Below are 12,770 nucleotides of genomic sequence, written 5' to 3' on the forward strand. Positions count from 1 at the left end.
TTATAAATTTTCTTGCTTAATAAAAACCTTACCATTAAATGAACACATTTTTTATTTTAGGATCCAATCCATCAATTGCATTAAGTTTCTCTGATCTAAGTTTATTCAAAGTATTTACTCTTTTTTTAAACTCTTTTACAGAGAAAAGCCTTTCTGGATGGAAATATATAGAATCTACACCACGTACAGACGCCGGAACTTTAAAACCGGCAGGAGACTCTATCCAATTTGTCAAACCGCCACGAATAAGTGAATCTAATATGCTTATCGTATAATTTAGAGATATATCTTTATATTTCTCGCCTATACCAATACCACCAGTATTCAAAAGATAGTAATTCACGTGGGGGAGATTAGACAGAATTTTATACAGCCTGTTTGCATGTTCTCCTTTATCACCCGACATAAACGGATCATAAAAAAAGACACTTCTTACCGATCCGGCTTTTTCAGGATTTCCTGCTGAGGACTCTATCGACAACCCCAAAACCATCATTGCCATCGCTTCTTCTAAGCTCATCTTGGATATTGCAGGGATGATAGCACCTCTTGTGATTAGTATGAAATTATCTATACGATCGACAGAGATGTGTCGGGATGCATGCATGAAGTCTCGCCTGCAGATTACTGCTCTCCCGTTAGATGTCATCTCGTAATTATAAAAATCCATGTCTCCATCATCGGTTACATAAACGTTCTCGCATAATGTATTCTCTTTTAATAGCCCATAAAATATCTCTGTTTGGTTTTCTACATCTACTCCTTCCGTTTTTACAAATATGCCACCACCTTCAAACCCGTGAAATGATCCATCAGGCATAAGAGTACCCCCATCATCCTGAACAAGCCACGAGACCTCACCACTTTTTCGTGCTAATATTTTGGATACGGTAGTTGTCTTACCATTAGCGCTAAGAGCAACAAACAAAGATCTTGATGTATTATAATCTCCATTGACGGACTGTAGATGATCCTCTCTACATCCTGCATGGAGAAATATTCCTCCCCGCTTCTTAGCAGCCCAATCTTCACATGCAAAGACGCCTTTCTTGTATTCTCCTATATAATTGCTATTTCGTACTATCTTAATAACTCTTCCATTGTCGAGCATTGCTAATCTTATCGTTATATCTTTCTTTGAGAGGGTTTTTTTCTTATTTCTTTCAAACTCTTCATCATAAAACATTATGATCTCATAAGTTGTGTCCTCAACACCTTCTGCAGGATAAAACAAATTTCCTCCACCATATGCAACATGGGCAAATTTTTCAGGAATGGTTAATCTTACGGTAATATTACTCTCTTTTTCTCCTACGATTCTGTCTATAGAGATTAATCTCTCCTTTGATAACTCCTTCTCACAAAGTTTCAGAAGATTGAATTCCTCATCTCCGAAAGGATAATCCACCGAATTTTTAGTAAACATCTCTGATCTTGAGGATGGTTCACTTCTAACGACTATGTTTCCATATTTGGTTAATTTTGCATCTTTCTCCTTCAAGACAAGATCTCTAAGTACCGAGTCTGAAGGATTATGCAATAATCTACCCTCTTTTATTGCCCTTTCTCTTATATTCTTTGCAGTCGTCTCAAATAAATTTAGATCTAATTCCATCTCAAAAAGCTTTTTTGTTTTATTATTTAAGTTTATTGTTTTTCATGCTCTGTCGAACAATTTAATAGATATACTTCATACTGATAGTCTAAATACGATCTTCTTGGCTTAAAACTTACGGTATATTCGACATTAGTAAAGTTAACGAAAGATTTAAATAAAATAAGAAATATTATTAAAATATGGTCAAATATAAACATGATGCAATAGGAGCAGGTTTAGGTGCAATCTTGTTGGCAATATTAGCATTTTTGTTATACATACTCGTTCCAATCACGAAAGAGGCTTTTGTAATAGTCTTTACAGGCGGTATTTTTCTCTTATTGATAATAGGTGCGATAGCGCTGTTTGTTGTAGCGATAATAGTCCTTATACAGAGGAAAGAGGATACAAAAATAGACAAAAAATTGAAGACGGATAAAGAAGGAGTATAATTTATCCGATTTTAATTTTTAAGAAAATTGGATATAAATACAACGAAGGAGGGAGTATAAGATTATTAGTATGATATAGAATGATTAAACATAGAGTATCTTTTAAGAGTTACTTTTATTATTATACCATGCTTGGTGCATTAGGTAGCAACAGGAATTTATAAATATGTTAAACAGATAGATACATTAATATGAAAAGAGTTTCTTACCTGATTATTGGTCTACTGATAGGCATTTTGATAGGGGCTATAATCTTTATTGCTTTATTCTCGGAGGAGTCTTTATCCCTGGGAAATAATGTTGGTGTTATATACATAGAAGGACAGATAATTGCAGGGAGAGGAGGAGACGGATATATAGGATCGGAAGATATAATAGACGAGATCAATAAAGCATTAGAGGATAGATCAATTAAAGCAATCGTTCTACGCATTAATAGCCCAGGAGGATCTCCTGCTGGCGCCCAAGAAGTCGCAGATGTGATAAAAAAAGCTAAGGAGAAGAAACCGATCGTGGTCTCCATGGCTGATACCGCTGCATCTGCTGCCTATTATCTTGCCCTTCCAGCAGATTACATCTATGCATTACCAGATACTATTACTGGATCCATAGGCGTTATGTGGGTACATAAAGACGAGAGTGAGCTTATAGAAAATAGTGGGCTGACTTATACTATCGTAAAATCTGGCAAATATAAAGATATGAGCGCAAGTTGGAGCAAATTGGATGGATGGGAAGAGAAATATATGGCAAAGATAGTCAATGATTCGTTTAATAGGTTTATCAATGATATATCATCTTATAGAGGAATACCTATACAAGACGTTAAAAAAATGAGCGATGGAAGGATTTACAGGGGAGAAGAAGCAAAAGAGCTCGGATTAATCGATGAAGTAGGGACTTTGGAGGATGCTATACAGATGGCAGCCAAATTAGCAAACGTCGAGAATCCTTCAACCAAATATATCAATAAAACTATGGTTACCGATAAAACACAAAACATGTCGAATAAATTACTTTGGATCGATGATACGTTCTTTTAATTAAATATAAGATATTAGATCCAAAAGTGCTTTTTTCTGATTTTTTGCCTTTATTACTCCCGAAGCCAGCAAGATACCATCTGCTCCCAGATTAACCGCAGATCTGACATCTTCTCCGTTTGAGATACCAGCACCACAGAGTACTTTTATATTTTGGTCGATATATTTAACTGATTCTACAGTATGGGATACAACCTCCGGTCTTGCAGAAGATACAGAAACACCCGTCCCGATTAGTTCAGGTGGTTCTATAGCCACAAAATCCGGTCTCAATTCTGCAACCGCTCTACTGGTAATTTCATTATTTGCACAAACGATGGATATAAGGTTAAAAGAGCGTAATACTCCTATTATAAGGTCTGTATCTGCTAAATTCATTTTGTGTTCAGAATGATTTATTAAAGAGCCTTTAGCACCAGAATTTTTGACAGAATTTATCGATACCCATCCGGTGTACCCTCCTGACTCGATAGGATCTACGTGTTGCGATAAACAAGGAATAGTTACATTTTTACATATGTATGTCAGATCTACTTGTTGAGGGCAGATCATTATGCTAACATCGTTCTCTTTCGCTAAATCTTCGCAAATTTTTGCTAAATTTAGACCATTCTCTCCAGAAGACTCTTGATAAGATTTCATATTTAAAATAATAAAAGGAGGTTTTAAGAGCATCTATTCCACATCCAAAAACCTATCTTTAAGCTTTTTTAATACATTAGGCAACGTTGTATATTCCATCTCTTCCATTGGCAATCTATGTGGTTCAAATGGCCCATGTCTTCTCATATAATCTGCAATAGTTATAGCCTGTTCTCTTGCTAGATCGAATGCTGGATCATCAAATAAGTCTAAAGGACCGATTAATAAGCCATCTGATATTTGAAAACCTGCTGCTATTACCCTTGGCGGACCGTCAAACCGAGTACACTTTGCATAATTGAAAGATACAGGCATTATTGGCCCATTGTGGCTTCCTCGCATCCATCCTGCCACAAGATACGAGAACGAGAAAGGTTCTAAAACCTCTCCAACAGCCGGTAGCCCGCTCTGAGCTCTTACCAGTGCAACAGGATCATCTTTACCGACGTATTTTTCTGCTATCTGATATAATTTTTCTGTGCTCACAACCGCTACAGGTTCATCTTTTGGTAATTTTGAGTTTTCTGCCGGAAAAACATGTTTTATGACATACCTGCTCCGAGATCCTATTAACGCCAAGATATCGTACATCTCGCTGGGACTATGCATTATTATCTTTTTATGATTTAAAATATCAATTATCTCAAATCTAAATCCATTATGCAGGCTGGGATCGATTATTAAACCTGCTGTATTAAAAGGATCAGAGAAAATTTTGAATAACGGAAGATTAAACGATCCTGGCTCGGTTTTGTCCATCATAAATACGATCAATGGCTCGCTTTCTCGTTCTGAGAATTCCATTTCGGCAACACCTGGGCCTAACCCTCTTATGTTTCCACTAAACGCATCTTTTAATAAATCTTGACCAGCACCATATAATTTAAGCTTTTTAGCTTGATTTGTGGCTTTTTTAAAGATATCCCAAGCGAGTTTATGAATCTCTTTGTTGTCTATACCTTTTTTATGGCTCAACAACAACTGTAAATCATCACCCACCGCCATTACTTTGTAATCGACCAGCAGATCAGATACTTCTTTTATCTCTTTTAAAGATTCTTCAGCTATCTTGATAAGTTGAGGATTTACTGATACATGACCAGGATATCCACCAACGTCCGCCTTAATCAAGCTTATTGTTATCCTATTCATTTTTATTCACCATTTTAATTTTAATCTTGATAAAACATATTCAAAATAACATATAAATCATCTTTGATAACCAACAACTCTAGCCTAATCTTGCTGCTGATCCTCTGATCAATCTTCTATATTTCTTATGAAGAACAATTATATCATCCAAAGATCTTCCTTTTCTCTTTAGAAGGTTATGAAAGAAGGGAATATCATCTAAATCCCTAGTTAAATCGGTTGTTAAATTATTTTTTATAAATGTTAAATCAGAAAATCTATATTCTTCCAATAGATCGACCAAGTCGAATATTCTTTCAAAATCGCCCATACGAGAGGTGATCAAATGCAGCCATCTTATATCCAAAGCAGCTAGACCTATAGAAGCGTAAGGAATAGCATACTCATTTCCATTGAAGACGATCGATACGCCATTTTTTCGTTTTATTCCTTCTAACATTTTATAATCGGTTATACTATCCCCTACAGCAATAATATCGCTTAAAGGAGTATTAAATTTATCCGAGATAGAGTTTAGAACATCTAGTTTTTTTTGCCCACCGATAACCTTGACTTTATCAAGCACGTTGCCGTATGACGATCTAGGAAGATCTTCAAAGAAGAAACCATCTAAAAATTGCTTTAATTTTTTATCATCTTCTATTTTAAGTATCTCTTTTTCTGCATCAAGTATTATTCTTCTTGTATCGTTATCTATGCTTTTTTTTATCTTTGAAAGGTCTAACCTTGTACAAAATATGTTATCTCTTGGTATTCCAAGCATGCTACCTATATTATAGGCATGCCATTCATAACTTGTAGAGATCACAAATACGTCCCATCCCTCTCTAAACAATACATTGATCAATTCTTTAGCACCAGGAACCACAACAGAAAGTTTAGAAACCCTTGATATATCCGAATTTGATATATCATGAGCAGACAAAAAAGGAACTATCAATGCAAGGGTATCTCCTGCCTCATACCGATCTAATGGAGATGGACCTAACGTTAATAGATCGTCGTATCTACTTATCTTCTCAAACAGCTCTTTACCGTAAGGAATCTCACTCATTACATCATAAGCATTATCTTGGGGGGATAAAGGTCCCTCAAGATCAAAACAGATTATTTTTTTTGTCAATACCATATATATCTAACCATATATATAATCTCTTGCATGATCATAGATCACTCTTAATAAATCTCTTTCCGTAAAGATACCAACCATCCTATCGCCGTTCAAGACAGGAAAACCACCACTGTTTGTAGTGGACATCTTCTTTGCAGCATCTATAACATTCATATCTATGTCTAACGTGTTAAATTCATTCAACATTACATTTTTTACCTCCAAATTGTATATCTCGTCAAAATCACCTGTAACAAGCTTATTAAAAATCTTTCCACTACCTAAAAATCTCATTACGGATGTTGCAGTTAAAGAACCGATCAAAACATTATCTTTTATAACAGGCAATCTTCTAAAACCATTATCCAACATTTTACGCAATGCTAGACCAAACGTCTCGTTCGCATCTACGTATATCACTTTTTTAGACATATAATCTTTTATTTTTTTGTAAGAGATCTCTCTAAAATGATTGTTATCAGTATTTATACTATTGCCGACTAAAATCTTGATAAAATCTCTTTCTGTAACAATCCCTTTTAAAATCTTTTTTTTATCTATTATCGGAAGACCACCGATACCTTTTTTTATCAGCATCTCTGCAGCATCTATTATTGTATCATTCTCCATTAGGCATATGACATTTTTCTCCATAATCTCTTTTATTTCGCTATTAACAGTTGCTAAAAGGTTTCCTTGGTATTTATTTTTTATAAGGTTGTATTTGGATCCTCCTCCAAGCAAATTAACGATATCTACTGTCGTAACAATACCATTTAACCTATTAGTCCCGGCATCCGTTATTGGAATTCGTCTAAAACTATATCTTTCCATAATCTTGGCAGTATCGATGATACTGGTGGTAATCGGTACGCTAACTACATTCTTTGTAGCTATTCTGAAAATATCCTTCTTATTATTCACATTATTCATATTTTTCATCCTTTGAAATAAAAATAATCCTTTCTTAAATTTTTAAAAAAGGGCATCATAACAATCATCACAGATCAGCATACCATCATATTCATTTAAAGATTGTGAAAAACTACCACATTTATCACATTTTCCCTGTATGATCTCTTTCTCTTTTTTTCTCTCTACCAAATAGATATCGTTGATCTTGATCATATCTATTAGGATTCTATTTAGTTCCGGCGAGATAGATAGTATATCTCTAAAAGTTATTATTCCTACCAGCTCACCATCAGATACAACAGGCAACCGCCTTATATTTCTCTTAAACATGATCTCCATCGCAGATATTACATCAGCATTAGGAGATATCGTTATCAAAGAGGATGTCATTATATCTCGTATCTTAACAGATCTTGGAAGAAAATTTTTAGCAACAATCTTTCTGACAAAATCTTCTTCTGTGACAATACCAATCGCTTTTTTATCCTCCATAACGATCAAGTTCCCAACGTCGTGACGGCTCATTCTCCTTGCTGCAATATCTGCAGGATCATCTGGGGATATTCCAATTATACTCGTACTCATTATTTCTTTTACCGGTATATCCGACTCCAAAAGCATCACCACCCTTTATTTAATAAAAAATCATGTCTATTTAAAGATAGTTTGTATTTGTATAAAAAACTTACTAAAAATTAAATTAATAACAATCTTTATATAAATAAAATATCTATAGATATAATATGGCTAAAGACTTATATGCTATACTTGCAGGAATATTATTTATATTAATCGCGATAACACTTTTTTTAGCCGGTCTATGGTTAGGAACTATACCTTTGGTTATAGGAATTCTTGTAATAGTATTTAAAAATAGAGAAAAAAAGATAGAAGAGGTGAAAAAATGATTGTAACAACCACAGAACATATACCGGGATACGATATTACCGAGACTCTTGGTCTGGTTGATGGCAGTACAGTAAGAGCGAAAAATATAGGAAAAGATATCATGGCATTCTTTAAAAATATAGTAGGTGGCGAGATAGAAGAATATAAGGATATGCTCGATGATGCAAGGCTTGAAGCATTAAACAGAGCTATAAATAACGCAAAAGATATGGGTGCGGATGCTATAATAGGAACAAGATTTATGACCAGCTTTATAACACAAGGAGTGGCAGAGATCCTATGTTATGGAACAGCAGTAAAGATATCTAAAAAAATAGATAAATAAATTCAAAGATTAAGGCATAGATTAAAGAAGCAATATAAAACTTTACATCAACCTTTCTTTATCCTCTTTATATGCATCTTTTACCTGTTCAACCATAGATGCCACGCTTTCCGCCCAAGCCTTACCTTCTGAGGCAGAAACCCATTGTAACCTGAACCGTTTTGGATTTATACCTATCATTGGCAGTATCTTTTTTAGATACTCCGCCCGCCTCTTCGCTTGTTCGTTTCCAGATACATAATGGCAATCTCCTGGATGGCATCCAGATATTATCACACCATCCGCCCCTTCTTTAAACGCTTTTATTACAAAGTAAGGATCCACTCTACCGGAACACATCACTCTTATAATACGAACGTTCGGTGGATACTGTATCCTTGAAACTCCTGCCAGGTCTGCACCACCGTATGTACACCAATTACAGATAAAAGCAATTATTTTAGGCTCAAATCCTTCTTCTCTCTCTTCAACCCACATCAGATTATACCTCCTCTTTAAGTAAAGCATCTATCATGACAGATATCTCTTTATCATCAAAGTGCCTTGCTTCTATAGCACCAGTAGGACACTCTGCAGCACACGCACCGCAGCCTTTACAAAGAGCGTCATTAATTCTCGATTTAAATACGCCAAAACCTCTTTGAACCAATTTAATTGCGTTGTAAGGACAGATATCAACACATCTACCACAACCGATGCAGATATTTTCATCTACTCTTGAAGTTGTAGCCTCTGTATCCATCTCTTTTTTGCTTAAGATACGGGCAACTCTAGATGCAACACCTACCGCCTGTGCCATGTTATCGATGTAATCTTTTGGACCTTGGGCAGTACCGCATAAAAAGAATCCGTCTGATGTGAAATCTAACGGACGAAGCTTTAAGTGCGCTTCCAAGAAGAATCCATCTTGGCCTAAAGGCACTTTAAACAATTTAGATAAATCCTCAAATCCTTCTCTTGGAACGACAGCTGCAGATAAAACAATTTTATCCGCTTTTATCTCCGTATCTTGCTGTAAAATGGTATCAAATACATGTACGACATTATTTTCATCGACTTCTGGTCTTTTAATATTTACATCGTATCGTATAAACTGCACACCTTTCAATGCAGCCTCTCTATACTTCTCTTCTGCATTCTTTGCAAAAGTCCTTATATCCCTGTATAAGATATAAACATCCGTATTTGGATACTTTTCTCTTATATCCAACGCGTTTTTGATAGCCTCGCTGCAGCAAATTCTGGAACAATACTCTCTCTCACCTTTCTCCCTGCTACCCACACACTGGATCATAACTATGGTCTCACCATCGTTAATCTCACCGTTATATATCACCTCTTGTAGTTCCAGTTGAGTATATACATCTTTCTGGCCATAACCATATATGTTAGGTCTCCATTCATCGCATCCTGTCGCTATAACGATAGCACCGACCGTTGTTTCTGTACCATCCGTTAATTTAATATCAAAATTACCTACAAACCCGCTTAAATCTTCAACCGTGGTCCCGAGATGGACGGATATATTCTTTTCAGACTCTATCTTGCTAATCTTTTCGGCCAATATCTCTTTAGGATCGATATCAATGAACATATGATGCATCCTTCTAAGAAGACCGCCTAACTCGTTATCTCGCTCTACCAAGATTACTTCAAATCCTAACCGTGCAATATTATAAGCTGCCTCCATTCCTGTAACCCCACCACCTATTACCAACGCACGTTGTGTAACGCCTATCTTTCCTGCTTTTTGAGGCTTTAAAAGTCTTGCTCTTGAAACAGAAGCCCTTATTATCTCTTTTGCCTTCTCTGTTGCTTTTTTAGGCTCATTACGGTGAACCCAGGAACAATGTTCTCTTATATTTGCAAATTCAAAAAGGTAAGGATTTAACCCAGCCGCTTGGCAGGTCTCTCTAAATAATGGTTCGTGCGTTCTCGGCGTGCAGGATGCAACGATGAATCTATTTAATTTGTATTCCTTTATCACCTCTGATATTCTCCTACAGGAATCTTCTGCACAGGCATACATCACGTCATCACAGAATATGACATCTGGAAGCGTTTTGATATAATCTCTTACTTCGTCTACATCCACCGTTGATGCAATATTTGTCCCACAGTGGCAGATAAAGACGCCTATTCTAGGTTCTTGTTCCGAGACGTCAAATTCTGGCGGAAAAACCTTCTCTTTTGCAAGTTTGCCCCTTGCTGATAAAAGATCCACAGCAGAAAGAGCAGCAGCACCACTGGACATCGATACAGTATCAGTAATGTCTCGCGGAGCTTGAGCTACACCTGCAACGTAAACACCGGGTCTTGATGTAATCATCGGATTATTGTTCTGTTCCTTTACAAACCCATCATCGTCCAATTCTATCCCAAGGATTTCAGAAAGATTCTTGTTGTTAGGCTTTATAGCATTAGCAAGAACTACCATATCGAACCTTTCTTCTCTCACTTCGCTTGCAGTAGTATCTTCAAACCTCACAATAAGGTCTCTACCATCTTGAAAAACCTCTCCTGGGTTTCCTCTTATAAATTTGATCCCATATTCGTCTTTAGCGCGGTTATAAAACTCTTCTTGGCCTTTGCCGAAAGCCCTTATATCCATATAAAAGATCGTACAATCGATCTCTGGATGATGTTCCTTGACAAGTATCGCTTGTTTGATCGCATACATACAACAGACTCTTGAACAGTATGGCTGTCCTGCTTTTACATCTCTGCTACCCACACATTGGATGAAACCGATTCTTTTAGGGACCTCCTTGTCGTCCGCTCTGAAAATCTCTCCGCTCGTAAAACCAGACGCATTTATAATACGTTCAAGCTCTATACCAGTCAAAACGTTGGGATATTCTCCATAACCAAGTTCTGGTCTTAACGATGGATCCCATAGATCAAAACCAGGAGCAAGGATTATGGTTCCTACTTCTAGATCTATTATCTTATCTTTTATGTTAAAATCGATACAATTCTTACCTATACTTGCTTCTATACATTTGTAACATTTTATACAATGTTCTGTATCGATGACAAACAATTTGGGAACTGCTTGAGGAAAAGGAGAATAGATCGCTTTCCTTATACCACCGTTCTCATCATATTCATTTGGTACCTCTACAGGACATACAGATGAACAATCACCGCAACCAATACAATTATCGTTTACTCTGCTCTCCATCTTTCTTAATTTTACTTTAAAACAACCTACATTACCATCTACCGACTCTAATAGAGTATATGGCATCAGCTCGATATTTGGATGTCTTGATATATCTACCATTCTTGGTGCCATAGTACACATAGCACAATCCAACGTAGGGAATGTTTTATCCAATTGAGACATGGTCCCGCCGATCGATGGGGTTTTGTCGATGAGATAGACTTTATATCCATTATCAGCCAGATCAAGGGCTGATACCATACCAGCAATCCCACCACCAACGATCAATACAGAACCAACGATCTTATTATTATCGTTCATAATTACATTTTTTATTTTTTATAATTTTTAATTTATATTTTAACATTCTTATTCGAGCATCTTTCTGGCAAGGGAGACCAGATCGATGATCTCAAGATTATAATCCTTTGTGCCCTCGTTTATAGCACATTTGAAGTGGATCTGGCACTTCTGACAGGGCGTTACCAGATATCCGCCTTTTGCTGTATTCTCCGCCTCATCAAGCCTATCGTATCTTATCTTCTTTGAAAACGGATCACATGATACCCAACTGCTTACACCACAGCACAACGCGTATTCTTTCGTTCTTGGCATCTCCGAAAGATCGCCCATCTTGGATAAGACCGATCTCGGCTCATCAAACAATCTTAAATACCGCCCCATCCTGCACGAATCATGATATGTCATCGGCTTGTTGAGATGTTTAAATCCAAGATCGTTCTTGCTCAATAACTCCGTCAAATGCTTAACTTCTATCCCCTCAAGGTTATAATCCTGTTTTAACGTCTTTGCACATTCAGGACAGATCGTCACTATCTCTTTTATCCCCAATTTCTTAAATTTTTCCTCATTCAACTCTTTTAGCTGATTGAATGTCTCTTCGTCTCCTGCCCACCTTGCATCGTGTCCGCAGCACAACTCATCCTTGATCACCATCGGTTCTATACCAAGTTTATTAAATAAGATTAGTGCAGAGTCGAATATTTCCTTACCATCAAAGCCTAGATCATCCTTGAAATACAAGTCCCAAACCGGTAGACATCCTATAAAGAAGAGAGTATCTCCTTCATTACTATACTTCCCCTCTTTTGCACTCTCAGCCAACCAACTCGATCTGTCTATCAACGGAGCATTATCTGCACTTAACCTAAACAGACTTTGAAATATCCCTTTGTGTGCCACCGGAACGTTTAAATTTTTAACGCGTCTCTCACGCACTACTTCAGGTATATTGACACCTTGCGGACAGACCTCCATGCATTCTTTGCATGTCAAACATCGCCAAACCTCGTTACCTGAATTTATATCCAAAGATACCTCCGCTATAAACTTATGCGGTTTAAAACCGCTGCTTGATACCGGGCAGATGCTTGTACATCCTCCACATTTGTAACAATACTCTGATAATAACATCTCTTCTTTGTTTAATAAAGGCAT

The 12,770-nt window shown here is 36.6% G+C and carries 13 protein-coding genes; 4 read left to right on the top strand and 9 right to left on the bottom strand.

The window, feature by feature from the left end:
- Positions 1–34 precede the first annotated feature (34 nt).
- The gene (locus tag LPC15_RS02040) at positions 35–1,615 is read right to left on the bottom strand and encodes a phosphoenolpyruvate carboxykinase (RefSeq protein WP_229235052.1); all 1,581 of its coding nucleotides are present in this window, start codon (positions 1,613–1,615) and stop codon (positions 35–37) included.
- Between the two features lie 182 nt (positions 1,616–1,797).
- Between LPC15_RS02040 and LPC15_RS02045 the strand changes: the two genes are divergently transcribed.
- Together LPC15_RS02045 and sppA are read left to right on the top strand one after the other, a co-directional pair.
- Entirely contained in the window at positions 1,798–2,049 is a 252-nt protein-coding gene (locus LPC15_RS02045; RefSeq protein ID WP_229235053.1) for a hypothetical protein, read from the top strand.
- A 191-nt stretch (positions 2,050–2,240) separates the two neighbouring features.
- Positions 2,241–3,092, top strand: a complete 852-nt coding sequence (gene sppA / locus LPC15_RS02050; RefSeq protein WP_229235054.1) for a signal peptide peptidase SppA — start codon at positions 2,241–2,243, stop codon at positions 3,090–3,092.
- Here the strand turns inward: sppA and tpiA are convergent, their stop codons facing one another.
- From tpiA to LPC15_RS02075, 5 genes are all read right to left on the bottom strand, one after another.
- Positions 3,093–3,767: a triose-phosphate isomerase gene (tpiA, locus tag LPC15_RS02055; protein ID WP_267496956.1), complete on the bottom strand. Its 675-nt coding sequence runs from the start codon at positions 3,765–3,767 to the stop codon at positions 3,093–3,095.
- On the bottom strand, positions 3,768–4,886 hold the full coding sequence (gene fbp, locus LPC15_RS02060; RefSeq protein WP_229235056.1) for a fructose-1,6-bisphosphate aldolase/phosphatase: 1,119 nt from the start codon (positions 4,884–4,886) through the stop codon (positions 3,768–3,770).
- A gap of 79 nt (positions 4,887–4,965) precedes the next feature.
- The gene (locus LPC15_RS02065; protein WP_229235057.1) at positions 4,966–6,015 is read right to left on the bottom strand and encodes an HAD hydrolase family protein; all 1,050 of its coding nucleotides are present in this window, start codon (positions 6,013–6,015) and stop codon (positions 4,966–4,968) included.
- Between the two features lie 6 nt (positions 6,016–6,021).
- Positions 6,022–6,939: a CBS domain-containing protein gene (locus LPC15_RS02070; RefSeq protein WP_229235058.1), complete on the bottom strand. Its 918-nt coding sequence runs from the start codon at positions 6,937–6,939 to the stop codon at positions 6,022–6,024.
- A gap of 33 nt (positions 6,940–6,972) precedes the next feature.
- The gene (locus LPC15_RS02075) at positions 6,973–7,533 is read right to left on the bottom strand and encodes a cyclic nucleotide-binding/CBS domain-containing protein (protein ID WP_229235059.1); all 561 of its coding nucleotides are present in this window, start codon (positions 7,531–7,533) and stop codon (positions 6,973–6,975) included.
- Positions 7,534–7,655: 122 nt separating this feature from the next.
- On the opposite strand from LPC15_RS02075, the gene LPC15_RS02080 reads away from it, so the two are divergent.
- Both LPC15_RS02080 and LPC15_RS02085 read left to right on the top strand, forming a co-directional pair.
- On the top strand, positions 7,656–7,820 hold the full coding sequence (locus LPC15_RS02080) for a hypothetical protein (RefSeq protein ID WP_229235060.1): 165 nt from the start codon (positions 7,656–7,658) through the stop codon (positions 7,818–7,820).
- Positions 7,817–8,146, top strand: coding sequence for a YbjQ family protein (locus LPC15_RS02085; protein ID WP_229235061.1), 330 nt, complete (start codon positions 7,817–7,819; stop codon positions 8,144–8,146). The genes LPC15_RS02080 and LPC15_RS02085 overlap by 4 nt, the downstream gene beginning before the upstream one ends.
- Before the next feature lie 42 nt (positions 8,147–8,188).
- Here LPC15_RS02085 and LPC15_RS02090 read toward each other — a convergent pair whose 3' ends face one another.
- From LPC15_RS02090 to LPC15_RS02100, 3 genes are read right to left on the bottom strand one after another with little or no spacing between them, the layout of a single operon-like run.
- Positions 8,189–8,623: a hydrogenase iron-sulfur subunit gene (locus LPC15_RS02090; protein WP_229235062.1), complete on the bottom strand. Its 435-nt coding sequence runs from the start codon at positions 8,621–8,623 to the stop codon at positions 8,189–8,191.
- A gap of 4 nt (positions 8,624–8,627) precedes the next feature.
- On the bottom strand, positions 8,628–11,633 hold the full coding sequence (locus tag LPC15_RS02095; RefSeq protein WP_229235063.1) for a CoB--CoM heterodisulfide reductase iron-sulfur subunit A family protein: 3,006 nt from the start codon (positions 11,631–11,633) through the stop codon (positions 8,628–8,630).
- A gap of 48 nt (positions 11,634–11,681) precedes the next feature.
- Entirely contained in the window at positions 11,682–12,770 is a 1,089-nt protein-coding gene (locus LPC15_RS02100) for a (Fe-S)-binding protein (RefSeq protein WP_229235064.1), read from the bottom strand.

Origin of the sequence: Candidatus Methanoliparum sp. LAM-1 (assembly GCF_020885915.1) — an archaeon.
GTDB lineage: Archaea > Halobacteriota > Methanoliparia > Methanoliparales > Methanoliparaceae > Methanoliparum > Methanoliparum thermophilum.

Coding starts and splice junctions, on each gene's coding strand:
- LPC15_RS02040 (WP_229235052.1), bottom strand. CDS start 1,615: ATGGAATTAGATCTAAATTTATTTGAGACGACTGCAAAGAATATAAGA.
- LPC15_RS02045 (WP_229235053.1), top strand. CDS start 1,798: ATGGTCAAATATAAACATGATGCAATAGGAGCAGGTTTAGGTGCAATC.
- sppA (WP_229235054.1), top strand. CDS start 2,241: ATGAAAAGAGTTTCTTACCTGATTATTGGTCTACTGATAGGCATTTTG.
- tpiA (WP_267496956.1), bottom strand. CDS start 3,767: ATGCTCTTAAAACCTCCTTTTATTATTTTAAATATGAAATCTTATCAA.
- fbp (WP_229235056.1), bottom strand. CDS start 4,886: ATGAATAGGATAACAATAAGCTTGATTAAGGCGGACGTTGGTGGATAT.
- LPC15_RS02065 (WP_229235057.1), bottom strand. CDS start 6,015: ATGGTATTGACAAAAAAAATAATCTGTTTTGATCTTGAGGGACCTTTA.
- LPC15_RS02070 (WP_229235058.1), bottom strand. CDS start 6,939: ATGAAAAATATGAATAATGTGAATAATAAGAAGGATATTTTCAGAATA.
- LPC15_RS02075 (WP_229235059.1), bottom strand. CDS start 7,533: ATGCTTTTGGAGTCGGATATACCGGTAAAAGAAATAATGAGTACGAGT.
- LPC15_RS02080 (WP_229235060.1), top strand. CDS start 7,656: ATGGCTAAAGACTTATATGCTATACTTGCAGGAATATTATTTATATTA.
- LPC15_RS02085 (WP_229235061.1), top strand. CDS start 7,817: ATGATTGTAACAACCACAGAACATATACCGGGATACGATATTACCGAG.
- LPC15_RS02090 (WP_229235062.1), bottom strand. CDS start 8,623: ATGTGGGTTGAAGAGAGAGAAGAAGGATTTGAGCCTAAAATAATTGCT.
- LPC15_RS02095 (WP_229235063.1), bottom strand. CDS start 11,633: ATGAACGATAATAATAAGATCGTTGGTTCTGTATTGATCGTTGGTGGT.
- LPC15_RS02100 (WP_229235064.1), bottom strand. CDS start 12,770: ATGCCTTTATTAAACAAAGAAGAGATGTTATTATCAGAGTATTGTTAC.